Origin of the sequence: Dyella silvatica (assembly GCF_026283955.1) — a bacterium.
Taxonomy (GTDB): Bacteria; Pseudomonadota; Gammaproteobacteria; order Xanthomonadales; family Rhodanobacteraceae; genus Dyella_C; species Dyella_C silvatica.
The window spans coordinates 14,985-30,739 of record NZ_JAPDPE010000059.1; the positions used below are offsets into that span (position 1 = coordinate 14,985).

The following is a 15,755-nucleotide window of genomic DNA, read 5'->3' on the forward strand; positions in this document are numbered from 1 at the left end:
AGACGTCGTCGGCGCACACTTTGCAGATGATCGATCTTCCGCATCCGTTCAAAGGCCGTGGCGCCGCTTCCAATCCCGAGGGGCGCTTTGAATCCATTCGCCATCAGGCCGAGGACGACGGCTGGCAGCATGCCATGCTCGATGAAGATACGCCGCGCCCGCGTACCGAAGTCACCGAAGAGCGCGCGCGCAGCGCCATCACCCGCAATGATTCGCCGGATATTTATTTCACCCAGGCGGTAAACCCTTACCGCGGTTGTGAGCACGGTTGTATTTATTGTTTTGCGCGACCCTCGCATAGCTATCTGAATCTTTCGCCCGGGCTGGATTTTGAAACCAAGCTGCGTGCCAAGAGCAATCTGGCCGAGGTGCTACGGATGGATTTATCCAAGCCCGGCTACGTCATCAGCCCGATCAATATCGGCAGCAATACCGACCCATATCAGCCGATAGAGAAGCGTTGGAAGTTAACCCGCGCGGTGCTGGAGCTACTGGCCGAATGCCGCCACCCGTGCACCATCGTGACCAAGAACGCGATGGTCGAACGCGATCTGGATATCCTCGCGCCGATGGCGCGCGAGCGGCTGGTGCAGGTATTTGTGTCGGTGAATTCGCTGGATAACCAACTCGCCGCCAAACTGGAGCCGCGAGCCAGCGCGCCGCATCGACGGATCAAGGCCATTCGCGCCCTGGCCGAAGCGGGCGTGCCGGTTGGCGTGCTGGTGGCGCCGATCATCCCCGCCTTGAACGACAGCGATATGGAAGCGGTGCTGGAGCAAGCCGCCGACGCCGGCGCGCGTTGCGCTGGCTACACCACGCTGCGCCTGCCGTACGAACTCAAAGCCTTGTTTCGCGAATGGCTGGCGCTGCACGCACCGCAATGTGCCAGCCATGTGATGAGCTTGGTGCAGCAGATGAATGGCGGCCGTGATTACGACAGCGACTTCAGTACCCGCATGCGCGGACAAGGCGTCTTCGCCGAATTGCTGCGCCGTCGTTTTGAAGTGGCCTGCCGCAGGCATGGTTTTGCTCGATCACGCGAGTTGAAGCTGGATACGTCGCTTTTTGTGCCGCCGCGCAAGGTGTCGCCACAAGGCGAGTTGTTTTAGCGCGTGGTCATGCTGATCGACGCGGCAGGCGTCGATCAGCCAAAGCGCTGCTGTAGGTGAATCAGCTGCTGGCGGTTGTCACGGGCGATGACGCGAAAATCCGCACTCAGCTCGGGGTGCTCGGCAACGCGTTGCCAGAACACCGTGGCCCAGCTGACTGCTTGTTGCCAGTGTGGCAGTGTCGTCGGTGTTGGCGGCGGTGGTTGGTAATGGCGCGATGGCAGGCTGCCGTTGCTGGTCGGGCGATACAGCATGGGCAGCATGTCGTAGCTGGGGCTGGGAGTCAGCGGCAAGGTGTCGTCGAGAAAGAACGCAAGGTTGCCGAAGTGCATGTCGGTGTTGCCGATCATCTGGCCAAACCACCACAGCCGCTGGATCTGCGTTGCCGCTTCCACACTTAACCAGCCACCTTGTTGCATCCGCTCGGCCGCTGCCGCCCAGTGGTCGCGCACGCCATCATGCGCATCGCTCCACGCCGCCAATGAGATGACGCCGCGCCGGCCGTGGGCGCCGATGCGGTCGAAGCGGTCCGATTGCAGGCAGAGCCGGCCATCGGACCAGATCAACTCGCTGGCTGCGCTAGCCTCGCCATGCTCAGCGAGCACCTGGCCGGCAAGATGCTCGCCGATCAACAAATCGGCCCAGCGCCTACCTACCGGGTTTGCATCGACGCGCTCGGAGAACTTCACGATGACGTGCCGCGGGCTGCCATCCGTCTCAATGCACGCGGTGAACTTCGGTTGCTCGCCGGCTGCGAAGGAGCCGACTTGTTCGCCGGCGAGTATCGCGTCGGCCATGGCGGTATAACGCTGCGCACGGGCGATGGATGGTATCGGTTGGGCCGGCGCTCGTAGTGCGCGATCCAGCGAGGCCTCGCCGAGCACGAAGTTGCCTGGGGCATCTTCGCCGCGCAGCAAGAGCGCAGCGAGTACCGCATCGCTATCCCAGCGCAGGATGTCATCGCCAAGCCCGAGTTCGCGCGCGTAATGCTGGGCGAACAGACGGCCGAGAAAACCTTGTGGTCGCATGTCGTCCAGAAACCATGGCAGGCCGGGAAACAAGCCGTCATTGAATTCGTCGCGTAACCAAGGGGTTTGCTGTGCCGCGTCGAGCCAGCAACCGTCACCGTGCAAGGCGACCAGATGGCCAAAACTGTGTGCTCGCCCGTGGCTGTCGATACGATACAGCGGCCAGCGGTGACCCAATCCGCGGACATCGCGTACGGCGGCATAACGTGTGCTTCGCGCACGACCGATCTTGACGATCCGATCACCGGCGCCGGTAAGCAACCGCGAAACCGTGGGCTGACTGGTGCCAAGCGCCTCGCCTAACTCGCGCGCTGTCGCTATCCGACGTAGACGCAGGATAGCGAGTAGGCGGTCGAGCTCTGGCACACGGTTATTCATAAATGAATAGATAGTTGAATAGATACTCCAAGTTAAGTAGAAGTAAATTCAAAGACTTAGCTGTATTTTTCACTAATTTAGTGAATAGATATTCGGGGCAATGGGCGGCTTATGGTGGTCGCTAGAGATACTTCTGGAACCACAGCAACGCCCGCTGCAACACATCGCGCTGATTCGCCGGATTGGCAAAGCGATGTCCCTCGTTGGGGTACACCACCAGCGAGGTCGGTACGCTTTGCGCGCGCAGCGCATGCCAGAACTCGAACGACTGCGGTGCCGGGCATTCGGCATCGCGTTCGCCGACGACCACCAGGGTGGGTGTTTTCACCTGCTTGATGAAGTTGATCGCCGAGCTTTTGGCGTAGACCTGCGGATCGTCGTAGACCGAGGCACCGAAGAACGGCGTCATCCATTGGTCGATCAGATTCTGGCCGTAGTAGCTCTGCCAGTTGGCGATACCGGCACCGGCCACCGCGGCACGAAAGCGCGAGGTCTGGGTGACGCCGAACATGGTCATGAAACCACCGTAGCTCCAACCGGTAAGGCCGAGGCGTTTGTCGTCGATGGGATACTTCTTTTCGATCGCGTCGACGCCGGCGAGCACGTCGCGCAAATCGCCGTAGCCGAAGTCTTTGCGGTTGGCCTGTACGAACGCCTCGCCCTGGCCATAGCTACCGCGCGGGTTAGGCATGAAGACGAAATAGCCCAGGGCGGAAAACGGCACGCCGCCGAAACCGACGTTCGGCCAGCGCGGAATCACCGCCCCCGAAGGGCCGCCATGTACATCGACAATCATCGGATACGACTTGCTGGCATCGTAATCGGCTGGATACAGCAACCAGCCCTGGATGTGCCGGCCGTCGTGATCCCACTCCACCGATTCGGCCTTGCCCCAATCTTGCTTGAGGCCGGCATTGATGCTGGTTACCGCCGGCGGCGCCTGTGTGCCCAGTGCACCGGCGTGTACTTCCGCGGCCGTGTTGTAGCTGCTCTGGACGAAGGCGATCTGCCGTTGATCGCGCGACAGCGATAAGCCCATTTCCGCACTGCCATCGCCGATGGTGGCGGGCAGGGTAAACAAGATACGGTCGGGTTTTGCCGCGCCGTCTGCGATGGTGTATTCGGCCACCTGGCTTTGGCCATTGCTGAACTGCGCGACCAACAACTGCTGCGCATCAGTCCAGGCCAGCCACGAGGGCGTGACATGAATGCCTGGGGTGAGGTTTACCGGGGCTGCGCCGCCCGCCGAAGCAACGCTGTAAATGTCGCCGCCGGTAAAGCCCTCATCGCTCATCAAGCCGCCGATAAAAGCGATCTGGCTGCCATCGGGCGACCAGATCGGCAATGCCATTTGCAAGCCTTTCAAAGGGCCGGTGACGGTGGCTGGATCGACCAAGGTCGTCGCTGCCGCATCAGGCTGTGCGTTCTGCACATAAAGCTTGGCTACCCACCAATTGTTATCGCCCGGCGGCGGTGCGCCGATATAGGCGATGCGCCCGGCATCGGGCGACCAGGAGAACTCATACACATACATCTGCGCAGGGCTGAGTTGATGCACTTCGCCGCCGTCCGCCGACACCGTGGCTACGCGCTGAATTTCCAGCCCGTCGACGCCTATTTCGCCAATCGACGGCCGTGCCGCGGCCAACGCGCTGGCGCGTCGCGTGGCACCGACGACATACAGAAACCCCACACTTTTGCCGTCGCGCGACCAGCGCAATGCATGCGCATAGCCGCTAAGCGTAGCCAGCCGCCTGGGTGCCGCATCGCTGCGGGTGTCGGTGACGTAGAGATTTTTCTGCCGGCCCTCCGCGCCGGCCGTACGGCTGCCGCAGTCGGAAAGAAAAGCCAGATGGCGCGAATCCGGTGCCCAACTGACATCGGTCTCGCTGCAGCTAAGCGGCTTTTCCGACAAACCCACATGGCGAACCTTGCTGCCATCGATTTGCGCGACTTCGATGGTTGGGCGTCCCTGGCCGTGCACTACCCAGGCCAGTTGCTGGCCATCGGGCGAGAGCGCCACCGAATCAAAGGTTTGCTGCTTGCCCAATCCAGCCAGCAGGTTTTCGATCCGTGGATCGACGTGGGCGGTATCCGCGGCGGCCAGGGCAGGCAACATCAGCCAGGCCAGAAGCAAAGGGGATAGCGAGCGGAGGGCAGTCGGGCTGAGCTTGGGCATGGGCAGACGTCTCGGTCAGGCAAGGCAGATATGCACGCTACAGCTTGGTTTGCCCCGATCCAAGTGCAAGACTGTCTGGCCCTTGTGCAGCAAGAGCCGGTTGATGAGCCACGCCCCTATTCATCTGCGCCGCGCCGTCCGTGCCGATGCCGAGCGGGTGGTGCCGCTGTTGGTCGAGGCGATCGATCACATCGCGCTGCAACTGGCCGGCGTCGATCACTGGATGGCCGCCGTGCCGCTGTTCCGGCACTGGTTCGAGGCCGTGGGCAACCGTTATAGCCATGACTATGTGTTGGTCATGGAGATCGGCGGGGAGCTGGCCGGGGCGCTGCTTGCCTATCCCGGGCGCGACGAAGCCTTGCTGGCGAAGCCGGTGCTTGCCTTGCTGCGGGAACGTGAGCCGTCAGCCGAGCATAGGCATGACATCGAAAGCGCGCCGGACGAGTTTTACCTGGATGCGCTGACCATCGCGCCAGCGCACCGTGGTGGCGGTCACGCAGCGCGGCTGATCGACGCCGCCTGCGCGTATGCATTGGAACAGGGTCACCAGCGCGTCGGTTTGCTGGTGGACTTGGACAAGCCCCGGGTGAAGCAGCTGTACCAGCGGCTCGGGTTTACGGTGGATGGCGAGCGCACCGTGGCCGGGCATCGCTACGAGCACATGATTCGTCATCTGCCCGCTTAAAGCAGGGTTTCTTCGGCCTCCTCTGTGCCTGAAGAGCGGGCCGTGTCGCTTACTTGGCGGCGTTCGCCAGCCCGGCTTTTGCCGCAATCTTGGCGCGAATGAGTGGCATCGCTGCCATGGTTGCCCGCTCACCCTCCAGGATCACCTGGTTCTTCTGCTCGAAATCGGTGGCACCGACCTGGCCGACTTTCGGGCGGATCACCACATCGGCGCGAGACAATTCCTGCTCGCCGAGCTTCTGACCCATGATGCTGATCGATTGATTGACGATGCCGAGCATGCCGTTGGGATTGCTGCCGCTGGCCTTGCTGGAGATATCCACCGCGATCACGATGTCCGCGCCCAGTTCGCGCGCGGCATCCACCGGCACCGGGCTGACCACGCCGCCATCGACATAATGCTTGCCGCTGATCTCCACCGGTTCGAACACGCCGGGGATGCTACTGGAGGCACGCACCGCCTGGCCGGTATTGCCGCGCACGAACACCGTGCGCTGACCGGTTTCCAGTTGTGTGGAAACCGCCGCAAACGGCAGCTTCAACTTCTCCAGCGGACGGTTGCCGACCAGCTGATTCATGAAATCCTGCAGCTTCTGGCCTTGCACCAGGCCGCCACTGAACAGGCGTACGTCGCGGATTTTCGATTCGTCCAGGGCGAACGCCTGCTCCTGCAACTGAAACGGGTCCATGCCGCTGGCGTACAGCGCACCGACCACGGCACCGGCGCTGGTACCGGACACCACGTCGGCATGAATACCGTTGGCCTCCAGCATCTTGATCACCCCGATATGCGCAAAGCCCTTGGCGGCACCACCGCCCAAGGCCAGGCCGATGCGCAGTTTGACTGGTGCCGGCGGCGGCAACGGTGGCGGCACCGGCGGTTTGGAGTGCAGCGTGCAGGCACTTAACAACGCGACGGCGAGCAGCGGCAAGGCGCGTCGAAAAGAGCGGGGGGCGGTCATGCATTGTAGTTGCCTCTTGCTGGCAGTAATGAGGCAATCCGGCGCGCGTTGTCTGCCGTTCAAGCCGTGCCGTACAACTGCTCGGCACGTTGAAACAAAACCCAGCTGGTGGCGATGTACTTGTCGCCGCCTTGCGGCCGGTTGCCGCGATGGGTATGGGTGAACGCAGCCGGTGCGAGTAGCAGGCTGCCGGTACGTGGGGTGATCTTGCGCTGCTGATGCACGAACTCGGTTTCGCCTTCGGCGAAGCGATCATTGAGATAAATCGTCCATAGCAGATGACGATGCAGGGTTTGCGCGTCGGGGTCTTTCGGATAGAGCTCGCAATGCCAGTACGGGTAGCCGCCTTGGCCGGCCCGGTAGCGTTGCAGGTTGATCGAGCCGGGCACAAACACTTGTCGCACCAGCGCGCCCAAGGTGGCCTCGTCCATGCCGCTGAGGTCATCGCTATGTAACCGCCGCAGCGCTCCGCTGCTGGGGTCGGGTATCTGCAACATCAACGGTGCGATCAGCGTGTAGGGGTAGCGCCGCACATACGCCGTGAGGCCGGCAAGCATGGCCAGATTCAAGGCGGTTTCGGCATCGCGCCAATCGGGCCGGCCGCTGATGGTGATGTCGCCGCTGTCTTTCAACTCGGGGTAAACCCCGCTGCCGACCCGCCCGGGAACCACCTGGCCGCTGTGCTCGAAGCGCTCGATCAGGCTGGCGCAATGCTCGTTGCTGAGCACGCCGTCATAGACCTCGATGAAATCGTCATTCATGCGACCCGCCGGCTCTCATGGATAAAAGAAGGGTTGTGTACGGCTTTCCTGTTCTGGTTTATAGCGCGCTGCCGCCGAATGGGTCGATGAGCTGCACCAACAAGCTACGAGCTTTCGACTTAGTCCGGAGACCGCGTCGAGCGTCCGGTCGTTGCCTGGCCGGTGCAGGTGGATGGAGCAAGGGGGCTGCAGAACGAGCGTTGATGCCGTCGGCTGTTTTCTCCCCCGCGGGGGAGAAAACATTCCGCAAGGCCTCAGCCTTGCGCGCCGTCGGCGGCCACGTGGTAACGGGTGGCCACTTCGACTTCTTTTTTCGAACCCAGGAACACCGGCACGCGCTGGTGCAAGGCGGTGGGTTGCAGGCTCATGATGCGTTCGCGGCCGGTGGTGGCGGCGCCGCCGGCCTGCTCGATGATGAAGGCCATCGGATTGGCTTCGTACATGATGCGCAGCTTGCCGCCCTGGGCCTTGATCTTGGCGTCCAGCGGGTAATAGAACACGCCGCCGCGAGTCACGATGCGGTGTACGTCGGCCACCATCGAGGCGACCCAGCGCATGTTGAAATCCTTGCCGCGCGGGCCTTCCTTGCCGGCCAGCAGTTCACCGATATAGCGCTGCATCGGCGCTTCCCAGTGGCGCTGGTTGGACATGTTGATGGCGAACTCGGTGGCTTCTTCCGGAATCTTTATGTCGCGGCGGCTGAGTACAAAGCTGCCGACTTCGCGATCCAGGGTGAACTCATGCGTGCCATGGCCAAAGGTCAGCACCAGCACGGTGGCCGGGCCATACACCACATAACCTGCGGCCAGCTGGGTGGTGCCGGGCTGGAGAAAATCGACAGCCTTCGGCTCGACCACGCCATCCGGGCAACGCAGCACCGAGAAGATCGTGCCGACCGAGATATTCACGTCGATGTTGGAGCTGCCGTCGAGCGGGTCGAACAGCAACAGGTGATTGCCCTTGGGATACATGTCGGGAATCGGCTGCGGGTCTTCCATTTCCTCCGAGGCGCAGGCGGCAAGGTGGCCGCCCCAGGCATTCGCTTCGAGCAGGATCTCGTTGGAGATCACATCCAGCTTCTTCTGTGCTTCGCCCTGGATATTCATGCTCAGCGCATCGGCCGAGCCTGCCATACCCAGTACACCGCCGAGGGCGCCCTTGTTGGTGGCGACGGCACTGCGCTTGCAGGCGCGGGCGACGACTTCGATCAGCAGCGAAAGCTCGGCGTTGACGTGGCCGGCACGGCGTTCCTCGATCAGGAACTGGATCAGCGAAATGGACTTCATGGCAGGCCCGAAAAGTAGGGAACGTGCATTGTCCCGGCTATGCCCGCGCGACGCCAGCTACCGGTCACTACTGACAACACGTTGGCAGCAGCAGGGGCTCAAGCTTTCTTAGTGCGCAGGGCACGCCTAGGAGCTAAAGCATGCTGAATCCGATCGTTAACAACTGGTTTGAGATCCCGGTCCGCGACATGGGCCGCGCCGTGAGCTTCTACGAGGCCAGCCTGGAAACCACGCTCAAGAACGAGTTGTTCGGCGGCATGGAGTTGGCGATTTTCCCTTACGACGAGGCGACTCATGTCACCGGATCGTTGTTGAAGATGGAGCACTGCGAACCCTCGATGCACGGCAGCACGGTGTATCTGAGCGTGGACGACGTGGCCGCCACGCTGACCCGGATCGAGGCAGCCGGTGGCTCGGTGATCGTGCCGCGCACCGTTTTACCGGAAGGCCGTGGCTGTTTTGCGCAGTTCGGCGACAGCGAAGGCAATCGCGTCGGGTTGTGGGCGCAACAGTGAGGAGGGCGCTTATGAGCGGGAGAGAGATGATGCGAGATACCGTGTATTTCCTGGTCTTCGATGACTTTATCGATTGGGGGGCGGCGCTGGCCTTGTGCGAGATCCGCCGTCCCGGCGAGTGGCGAGTGCAAACCGTCGGCTTTACGCGGCAACCGGTGACCTCGATGGGGGGCCTGCAGGTACTGCCAGACCTGAGCCTGGATCAGCTCGACCTGGATCGCGCGGCCTTGCTGATTTTCCCGGGTGGCCATCAGTGGGAACACGGCCACGGCGAAGCGGCGGCCGCTGCCGCCCAGCGGGTTTACGCGGCCGGAGCGCCGGTGGCGGGTATTGACACCGGCGTACTGCCGCTGGCCCGTGCCGGCCTGCTCGACGATTGCCGCCACACCGGCAACTGGCCCGGCCATATCGGCCTGCATGCACCCGAATACGCTGGCGCGGAGCAATACGACGCCACCGTGCTGGCGGTGAGCGATGGCGGGGTGATCAGCGCGAGCGAGTTGGGCAGCGTGGAGTTTGCCCGCGAGGTCATCCGCACCCTGGATCTATACAACGCGACGGACCGCGAGCACTGGTATCGATTGTTCAAACATGCCGTACCGCCGCCGTGGTTCGGTGGCGAGACCGCGATTGCCGCCTGAGAGAGTGAAGCCATGAGTATGTCGATAGAGCGTGTTTTGGCTGCTTACCGCCCGTTGTACCTGCGTGGCTTGCTGATGGACGGCCAATATCGTCTGCCGGCCAAGCCCGAGCCGCAGCCTCCGGCAGTTCCGGTTTCCGCGAAACCCGAGGCATGCCGTGATATCGCCCTGCCGGGCAAAGCCCTTGCCGGAGTGCCCGCATGAACAAGCCCGATCTCGTCAGGACATATCACGGCAGTTGTCATTGCGGTGCCGTGCGTTACGAAGCGGACATCGACCTGAGCGCGGGCACGGGCAAATGCAACTGCTCGTACTGCGGCAAGGTTCGCGAGTGGGGCGTGATCGTCAAACCGCAGGCTTTCCGGCTGTTGTCGGGTCAGGACGACCTGACCAATTACCAGTTCGGCACGCGCTGCATGGATCATTGGTTCTGCCGCCGCTGTGGCCTGCACTCGTTCGGGCAAGGCTATCTGGAAGAGCTTGGCGGCGCGTATTACTCGGTCAATGTCGCCTGTCTCGACGACGCCCCGCTGGACGTTTTGATCGACGCCCCGGTTCGTTACTTCAACGGGCGCGACAATGACTGGATGTCGGTGCCAGCCGAGACCAGGCATTTGTGAGCGTCCAGGCTCCATATCGGCGCCTCCCCGCTGGCGATGTGATCGGGGAGGCGCTCATCGGGCATGACCTGTGTCTCAGGATATGCGACGCCATCTCGGTCATGATTAGCCGATGCGCCGTGCCGATCGCCTCTTTCTCATCATTCATGCCCTGCGGGGGCGCCGTACTGCCTTGCAGGCACGGCAGCTCGCCGAGACCCTCGGCGTATCGCTGCGCACCGTCTACCGTGACGTGGCCGACTTGCAGCTCTCCGGCGTACCGATCGAAGGTGAGGCGGGCGTTGGCTATGTGCTGCGCAAAGGCTCGGATATCCCGCCGCTGATGTTTACCGCCGACGAGCTCGAATCGTTAGTAGTCGGCACGCGCTTTGTACGTGCCTTCGCCGGCGCGCGGCTGGCCCAGGGCGCGCAGGCGGCCCTGTTGAAGATCGAGGCGGTGTTGCCACCGGACCTGCGTGAGCGCGCCGCGCATACGCGCATTTTTGCGCCGATCTGGCGCGGCAAGAACAAAAGCGATTTCGCCATGCTGATCGACCGCTTGCACGCGGCGATTGCCGATAACCAGGTGCTGCGCCTGGACTATCGCGATGAAGCCGGCCGCGGCAGCATGCGCGAAATTGAGCCGCTGTGCCTGGCGTTCTGGGGCGGCGCCTGGACATTGGGCGCGTGGTGCCGGTTGCGCCAGGATTTTCGCAATTTCCGCCCCGACCGGATTGCCGAATGCACCGCGGCCGACGAGCACTTCACCGAGATCGAAGGCCGTGATTTGAACGCCTACCTCAAATCGATGAGCAACGAATACGCCAGCATGGAATAGCTGCCGCGCGGCGATGGAGGGCGTTGCCCGGGGAGTCGTCGCACTTTCGCAAGTTTTCACCTTCCGTGGCTCGGAGCATCAGCCATAGGCTCGGCTCGAAGTTTTGCCCAGCGCCGGTTACCCTCGACACCACCAAAACCGATGGAGTTGTCGATGTCCACACCGAGCGTGCGCCATCCACTATTGTCGGTCGCCCCCGACAAACTTCGTCCCACCCAGTTGACGGTTGGCAAGGCCGAGGTGGCCGCCAAGCGTGAAGAATGGCGTGGGCTGGGCAAAAAGAAGCGCAAGGAGCTGCTTGCCGCGCAGTGGTTTCCGGGCATTCTCGGCCCCAAGGGCAAGGTTTATATCGTCGATCACCATCATCTCGGCCTAGCCCTGCTGGAAGAAGGTGTAGGCAGCGTGCCGGTGTTGGTGCAGCGTGATTTCTCCTGGCTGGAGCCGGACGTGTTCTGGCGTACGATGGAATTCAGTCGCTGGGCGCACCCGTATGACGCGCATGGTCAGCGCACCGCCTATGAGGCGTTTCCGACCAGTTTGACCAGCCTGACCGACGATCCTTATCGCACCCTCGCCGCGCGGGTACGCGTGGCTGGCGGTTGCGCCAAAGACGCGACCCCGTATGCGGAGTTTCTGTGGGCGGATTTTTTCCGTCGCCAGCTTAAGCTCAGCGGCGGCAAGGTCACCGAGAAAGTGCTGCAACAGGCGTTGCCGCTGGCGCATAGCCACACGGCCGCCTACCTGCCCGGGTGGAGCGGCACGATCGAATGAACGGACCGGCGATGTCTACCGCGGCCCCGGACAGCAAGGGCTCGGGTTTGGGCATAGGCATCGATTTATTGGCCGGGCTGTCGATAGCCGGCCTGTTATTGCCCGAGGCGGTGGCGTATTCCGGCATCGCCGGATTGCCGCCACAAGCGGGTGTGATTGCCTTGTTTGCCGGTCTGGTCTGTTACGCACTGATCGGGCGCAGCCGCTATGCCATCGTTTCGGCGACATCGTCGTCAGCCGCGGTGCTGGCGGCCGGCACATTGGCGCTGGCCGGTCCTGATGGGGCTTCGCGCGTCTTGATCGCAGCCACGCTGGTGTTGCTCACCGGCGCGTGTTTCTTGATCGCCAGCGCAGCACGGCTGGGTGGCATCTCGCATCTGATCGCGCGGCCGGTGTTGCGCGGTTATACCTTTGGGCTGGCCTGCGTGATCGCGCTCAAACAGTTGCCCAATTTGTTTGGTGTAGCGGCCCCGCACGGTGATTTCGCCCCGCGCTTGTTGGTATTGCTGGTGCAGGAGCTGGCGCAGGTCAACCCCGCCAGCGCCGGCGCCGGGGTCGTGGCGCTGCTGTTGCTGTTTCTGTGTGAGCGATTGCGCCGGTTGCCGGGCAGCCTGTTGGTCATCGTGCTTGGCGTGGCGGCTTCCGGCTGGCTTGCCGGCCATGGTGTGAGCTTGACCGGGGTGATTGAGCTGGCGCCGACCTGGGCCTGGCCGACCTGGCCTAGACAAGGACAGTGGCTGCCAGGCATCGAGTTGGCCGCCGCGCTGTTGTTGATTCTGTATGCCGAGTCGTACAGCGCGATTCGCAGCTTTGCCTTGAAGCACGGCGATAGCGTCAGTGCGAACCGCGACCTTGCCGCCTTCGGTGTGGCCAATCTGGTCTCCGGCTTATTCCATGGCATGCCGGTCGGCGCGGGCTATTCGGCGACGTCGGCCAACGATGCGGCCGGCGCGCGCTCGCGCCTGGCCGGGCTGGTCGCTGCGGCCACGATCTTGCTGATGGTGTGGTTGCTATTGCCATGGATCGAGCGGATTCCCGAGCCAGTGTTGGCGGCCATCGTGATTCACGCGGTAAGCAAGTCGTGGCGGCTGACGGTGTTCACGCCCTATCTGAAATGGAGACGCGATCGGCTGGTGGCGTTAGCGGCGGTGCTGGCGGTGCTCACCTTGGGCATTCTCAATGGCTTGCTGGTGGCGATTGCCTTTAGCCTGGCGATGTTGCTGCGACGTCTGGCCACGCCGCGCCTGAGCGTGCTCGGGCGATTGGCCGATGGGCATGATTTTGTCGATATCGCCCAACATCCCACGGCGACCGAAATCGCTGGCGTGTTGATTCTGCGGCCGGAAGAGCCGCTGTTTTTCGTCAACGCCGAATCGACCCTGGCCATGGCGCGAAGCCATGTCAGCCAGCCGGCGCAGGTGCATGCCGTAATCCTCAGCCTGGAAGAATCGCCCGACCTGGATGGCACCGCGCTGGAGGCCTTGGCGGATTTTGCCGACTGGCTCAGTGCGCGCAGCATCGTGCTGCGGGTGGCTCGGGTGAAAGACCCGGTGCGCGAATTGCTGCTGCGCGCGGCATTACCCCAACTTCCACCACAGGCGCTGGACGACTGGAGCGTGGAAGATGCTGTCAGATTGACCGCCACGGCAGCGCAACCGCCGCTCTCGCCATCGAACAAGGAATCTCTGTAGTGAAGCAAGCAACACGTACGACCCTGTGGCTGGCACTGGCCGCCCTGGTTTTGGCGGCGCCGGTGTGCACGACGCTGGCCGCTGAGGGGCAAAGCACCGATGTGCGATTCCGCCAGGTTTATGAGCAAGAGTGGAGCTGGCGTACCGGTCAATCGGGCATCCAGAACTCCGGTGAGGCGCAGCCGAACAACGGCCGCCTGGATCGTGTCGATGCGGCCAGTCAGCAGCAGCGGCTGGATCGTTGGCAGCAAGTGCTTGGTCAGCTCGACGGCATCGATGTGAAACAGCTGTCGCCGGAGGAGCAAATCAACTACGCGGTGTATCGCGCGCAAATCCAGAACCTGCTCGCGGTACAGCAGTTCAAGCAATGGCAGATGCCCTTCAATAGCGACTCGGCATTCTGGAGCGATCTGGGTTACGAGCTGGGCAGCGACGATCTGCACACCGTGCAGGATTACCGCCATTACATCGAGCGTCTTGGGCAGGTGCCGGCCTATTTTGGCCAGCAGATCGACAACATGCGCGATGGCCTGGCGCGTGGGTTTACCGTGCCGCGTGCGGTGTTGAATGGCCGCGATGTATCGATTGCCGCGGTGGCCGAATTGAAAGACCCCACGCAGAGCAGCTTTTATCGGCCTTTCGACAAGTTGCCGGTGGCGGTTTCTGCCGCCGAAGCCGTGCAGCTGCAGAGCGAGGCCCGTCGAGTCATCGCCGACAAGGTGATTCCCGCGTACGCCCATCTGCTGGTTTTCTTCCGCAATGAGTACCTGCCCAAGGCGCGCACGACGCTAGCGGCCGAAGCCATGCCCGATGGCAAAGCCTGGTATCGCCAGCAAATCATCGAATACACCACGCTGGATCAAAGCCCGGATGCGATTCATCAGATCGGTTTGCAGCAGGTCGATAAAATTCACGCCGAGATGGTCAAGACCATGCAGGCCAGCGGCTTTAAAGGCAGCTTCGCCGAGTTTCTGCATTTCTTGCGTACCGACCCGCAGTTCTACGCCAAGACGCCCGATGAGTTGCTGATGCGTAGCGCATGGGTGGCCAAGCAAACCGATGCGCAGCTGGGCAAGTTGTTCGGCCGCTTGCCGCGGCAGCGCTTTGCCATCGTGCCGGTGCCCGACGATATTGCGCCGTACTACACCTCCGGTCGCGGCGGTGCCAGCAGTTACTTGGTCAATACCTACGACTTGCCCTCGCGCCCGCTCTACAACATGCCGGCGCTGACCTTGCATGAGTCGATGCCGGGTCACTCGCTGCAATTGGGTTTGGCGGCCGAGCAGCGCGATCAACCGGCCTTTCGCCGTGATGGCTATATCTCGGCCTACGGCGAGGGCTGGGGTTTGTACGCCGAGTATCTCGGCAACGAGATGGACATTTACAAGACGCCGTATGAGCGCTTCGGTTACCTCACCTATCAAATGTGGCGTGCCTGCCGGTTGGTGGTCGATACCGGCATCCATCACCTGGGCTGGAGCCGCAGCCAGGCGATCGACTACATGACGCAGAACACCGCGTTGTCCGACCGCGAAATCGCCAACGAAGTCGATCGCTACATCAGCTGGCCGGGACAGGCGCTTAGTTATGAACTGGGCTACTTGAAGATGCTCGACCTGCGTCATAAAGCCGAGCAGGCCCTCGGCCCGAAGTTCGACATCCGACACTTTCACGACACTGTACTCGCCTTGGGCTCGGTGCCGCTGCCGGTGCTGGAGCAGCGCATCGACCGATTTATTGCCGATGGTGGCCCGGAGCCGGATTTCGGCTGCGATTGTGCCAAGAACAAGGCGCCATAAGCTAGCGCTAAGCCGTACCTTTGCCTTTTATATCAATGAAATGGCGAAGGTGCGGCGATGTCGGCCCGGGCCGGATACCGCTTAGCTGCGGCCCGATAGTTAGGCGATTGTGATACTGGCGTGTAGGTGCATATGTGAAGTATTATGCAAAACAACTACACGAGGAGAGTTTCTCATGGTGGCCCACCTCCTGCCTGAAACGGTACCCGCGGCTGATCTCAGTGGTCCGGCGTTACGTGCTTTTTTCAATCTGGCCGAACGTTGGGAGCTGCGTATCGCCGACCAACGCAAATTGTTGGGAGAGCCACCCGAGTCGACGTTCTACAAATGGAAGCGTCATCAAAGCGGCGGCCTGAGTCGCGATGTGATTGAACGCATCAGTTACCTGCTCGGTATTTATAAAGATTTGCAAATTCTGTTTCCGGATCCGAAGCAAGCCGACAGCTGGGTGCATCGACCGAACCAGGCGCCGCTGTTCGGTGGACAGTCGGCGTTGCAACGCATGTTGTCAGGT

Annotated in this window: 16 protein-coding genes; 11 read left to right on the forward strand and 5 right to left on the reverse strand. The window is 62.1% G+C overall.

What is annotated here, in order from left to right; all coding sequences use genetic code 11:
* The first annotated feature begins 26 nt into the window (after window positions 1–26).
* The gene (locus OUZ52_RS12755) at window positions 27–1,109 is read left to right on the forward strand and encodes a PA0069 family radical SAM protein (protein ID WP_266158777.1); all 1,083 of its coding nucleotides are present in this window, start codon (window positions 27–29) and stop codon (window positions 1,107–1,109) included.
* Between the two features lie 35 nt (window positions 1,110–1,144).
* On the opposite strand, the gene yjjJ is transcribed toward OUZ52_RS12755, so the two are convergent.
* Complete coding sequence (yjjJ, locus tag OUZ52_RS12760) at window positions 1,145–2,503, reverse strand: type II toxin-antitoxin system HipA family toxin YjjJ (RefSeq protein ID WP_266158778.1); 1,359 nt, start codon at window positions 2,501–2,503, stop codon at window positions 1,145–1,147.
* A 133-nt stretch (window positions 2,504–2,636) separates the two neighbouring features.
* Window positions 2,637–4,634 carry an alpha/beta hydrolase family protein gene (locus OUZ52_RS12765; RefSeq protein ID WP_266158779.1) on the reverse strand — a complete coding sequence of 666 codons (1,998 nt, stop codon included), beginning with the start codon at window positions 4,632–4,634 and terminating at the stop codon, window positions 2,637–2,639.
* A 163-nt stretch (window positions 4,635–4,797) separates the two neighbouring features.
* Here OUZ52_RS12765 and OUZ52_RS12770 point away from each other — a divergent pair, with 163 nt between their 5' ends.
* On the forward strand, window positions 4,798–5,379 hold the full coding sequence (locus OUZ52_RS12770; RefSeq protein ID WP_266158780.1) for a GNAT family N-acetyltransferase: 582 nt from the start codon (window positions 4,798–4,800) through the stop codon (window positions 5,377–5,379).
* Between the two features lie 49 nt (window positions 5,380–5,428).
* Here OUZ52_RS12770 and OUZ52_RS12775 read toward each other — a convergent pair whose 3' ends face one another.
* The 3 genes from OUZ52_RS12775 to OUZ52_RS12785 form a co-directional block, all read right to left on the reverse strand.
* Window positions 5,429–6,340, reverse strand: a complete 912-nt coding sequence (locus tag OUZ52_RS12775; RefSeq protein WP_266158781.1) for a patatin-like phospholipase family protein — start codon at window positions 6,338–6,340, stop codon at window positions 5,429–5,431.
* A gap of 59 nt (window positions 6,341–6,399) precedes the next feature.
* Window positions 6,400–7,101, reverse strand: a complete 702-nt coding sequence (locus tag OUZ52_RS12780; RefSeq protein WP_266158782.1) for a 2OG-Fe(II) oxygenase — start codon at window positions 7,099–7,101, stop codon at window positions 6,400–6,402.
* Window positions 7,102–7,355: 254 nt separating this feature from the next.
* Window positions 7,356–8,387, reverse strand: a complete 1,032-nt coding sequence (locus tag OUZ52_RS12785) for a class 1 fructose-bisphosphatase (RefSeq protein ID WP_266158783.1) — start codon at window positions 8,385–8,387, stop codon at window positions 7,356–7,358.
* A 140-nt stretch (window positions 8,388–8,527) separates the two neighbouring features.
* On the opposite strand from OUZ52_RS12785, the gene OUZ52_RS12790 reads away from it, so the two are divergent.
* From OUZ52_RS12790 to OUZ52_RS12830, 9 genes are all read left to right on the forward strand, one after another.
* Complete coding sequence (locus OUZ52_RS12790) at window positions 8,528–8,902, forward strand: VOC family protein (protein ID WP_266158784.1); 375 nt, start codon at window positions 8,528–8,530, stop codon at window positions 8,900–8,902.
* Window positions 8,903–8,931: 29 nt separating this feature from the next.
* Window positions 8,932–9,543: a DJ-1/PfpI family protein gene (locus tag OUZ52_RS12795; RefSeq protein ID WP_266158793.1), complete on the forward strand. Its 612-nt coding sequence runs from the start codon at window positions 8,932–8,934 to the stop codon at window positions 9,541–9,543.
* A gap of 12 nt (window positions 9,544–9,555) precedes the next feature.
* On the forward strand, window positions 9,556–9,747 hold the full coding sequence (locus OUZ52_RS12800; RefSeq protein ID WP_266158785.1) for a hypothetical protein: 192 nt from the start codon (window positions 9,556–9,558) through the stop codon (window positions 9,745–9,747).
* On the forward strand, window positions 9,744–10,163 hold the full coding sequence (locus OUZ52_RS12805; protein WP_266158786.1) for a GFA family protein: 420 nt from the start codon (window positions 9,744–9,746) through the stop codon (window positions 10,161–10,163). Before OUZ52_RS12800 ends, OUZ52_RS12805 begins: the two co-directional genes overlap by 4 nt.
* A 112-nt stretch (window positions 10,164–10,275) precedes the next feature.
* Entirely contained in the window at window positions 10,276–10,980 is a 705-nt protein-coding gene (locus tag OUZ52_RS12810) for a helix-turn-helix transcriptional regulator (RefSeq protein ID WP_266158787.1), read from the forward strand.
* A gap of 153 nt (window positions 10,981–11,133) precedes the next feature.
* Window positions 11,134–11,751 carry a ParB/Srx family N-terminal domain-containing protein gene (locus OUZ52_RS12815; RefSeq protein ID WP_266158788.1) on the forward strand — a complete coding sequence of 206 codons (618 nt, stop codon included), beginning with the start codon at window positions 11,134–11,136 and terminating at the stop codon, window positions 11,749–11,751.
* Between the two features lie 11 nt (window positions 11,752–11,762).
* Window positions 11,763–13,442, forward strand: coding sequence for a SulP family inorganic anion transporter (locus OUZ52_RS12820; RefSeq protein WP_266158789.1), 1,680 nt, complete (start codon window positions 11,763–11,765; stop codon window positions 13,440–13,442).
* Complete coding sequence (locus OUZ52_RS12825) at window positions 13,442–15,241, forward strand: DUF885 domain-containing protein (protein WP_266158790.1); 1,800 nt, start codon at window positions 13,442–13,444, stop codon at window positions 15,239–15,241. The genes OUZ52_RS12820 and OUZ52_RS12825 overlap by 1 nt, the downstream gene beginning before the upstream one ends.
* A 175-nt stretch (window positions 15,242–15,416) precedes the next feature.
* A partial coding sequence (locus OUZ52_RS12830; RefSeq protein ID WP_266158791.1) for an antitoxin Xre-like helix-turn-helix domain-containing protein occupies window positions 15,417–15,755 on the forward strand: 339 nt, incomplete at its 3' end.

Bases quoted from the DNA above. Each gene is read 5' to 3' on its own strand.
- OUZ52_RS12755 (WP_266158777.1), top strand. From the start codon at position 27: ATGATCGATCTTCCGCATCCGTTCAAAGGCCGTGGCGCCGCTTCCAAT.
- OUZ52_RS12765 (WP_266158779.1), bottom strand. From the start codon at position 4,634: ATGTTGCCTGCCCTGGCCGCCGCGGATACCGCCCACGTCGATCCACGG.
- OUZ52_RS12770 (WP_266158780.1), top strand. From the start codon at position 4,798: ATGAGCCACGCCCCTATTCATCTGCGCCGCGCCGTCCGTGCCGATGCC.
- OUZ52_RS12775 (WP_266158781.1), bottom strand. From the start codon at position 6,340: ATGACCGCCCCCCGCTCTTTTCGACGCGCCTTGCCGCTGCTCGCCGTC.
- OUZ52_RS12780 (WP_266158782.1), bottom strand. From the start codon at position 7,101: ATGAATGACGATTTCATCGAGGTCTATGACGGCGTGCTCAGCAACGAG.
- OUZ52_RS12785 (WP_266158783.1), bottom strand. From the start codon at position 8,387: ATGAAGTCCATTTCGCTGATCCAGTTCCTGATCGAGGAACGCCGTGCC.
- OUZ52_RS12790 (WP_266158784.1), top strand. From the start codon at position 8,528: ATGCTGAATCCGATCGTTAACAACTGGTTTGAGATCCCGGTCCGCGAC.
- OUZ52_RS12795 (WP_266158793.1), top strand. From the start codon at position 8,932: ATGCGAGATACCGTGTATTTCCTGGTCTTCGATGACTTTATCGATTGG.
- OUZ52_RS12800 (WP_266158785.1), top strand. From the start codon at position 9,556: ATGAGTATGTCGATAGAGCGTGTTTTGGCTGCTTACCGCCCGTTGTAC.
- OUZ52_RS12805 (WP_266158786.1), top strand. From the start codon at position 9,744: ATGAACAAGCCCGATCTCGTCAGGACATATCACGGCAGTTGTCATTGC.
- OUZ52_RS12810 (WP_266158787.1), top strand. From the start codon at position 10,276: ATGCGCCGTGCCGATCGCCTCTTTCTCATCATTCATGCCCTGCGGGGG.
- OUZ52_RS12815 (WP_266158788.1), top strand. From the start codon at position 11,134: ATGTCCACACCGAGCGTGCGCCATCCACTATTGTCGGTCGCCCCCGAC.
- OUZ52_RS12820 (WP_266158789.1), top strand. From the start codon at position 11,763: ATGTCTACCGCGGCCCCGGACAGCAAGGGCTCGGGTTTGGGCATAGGC.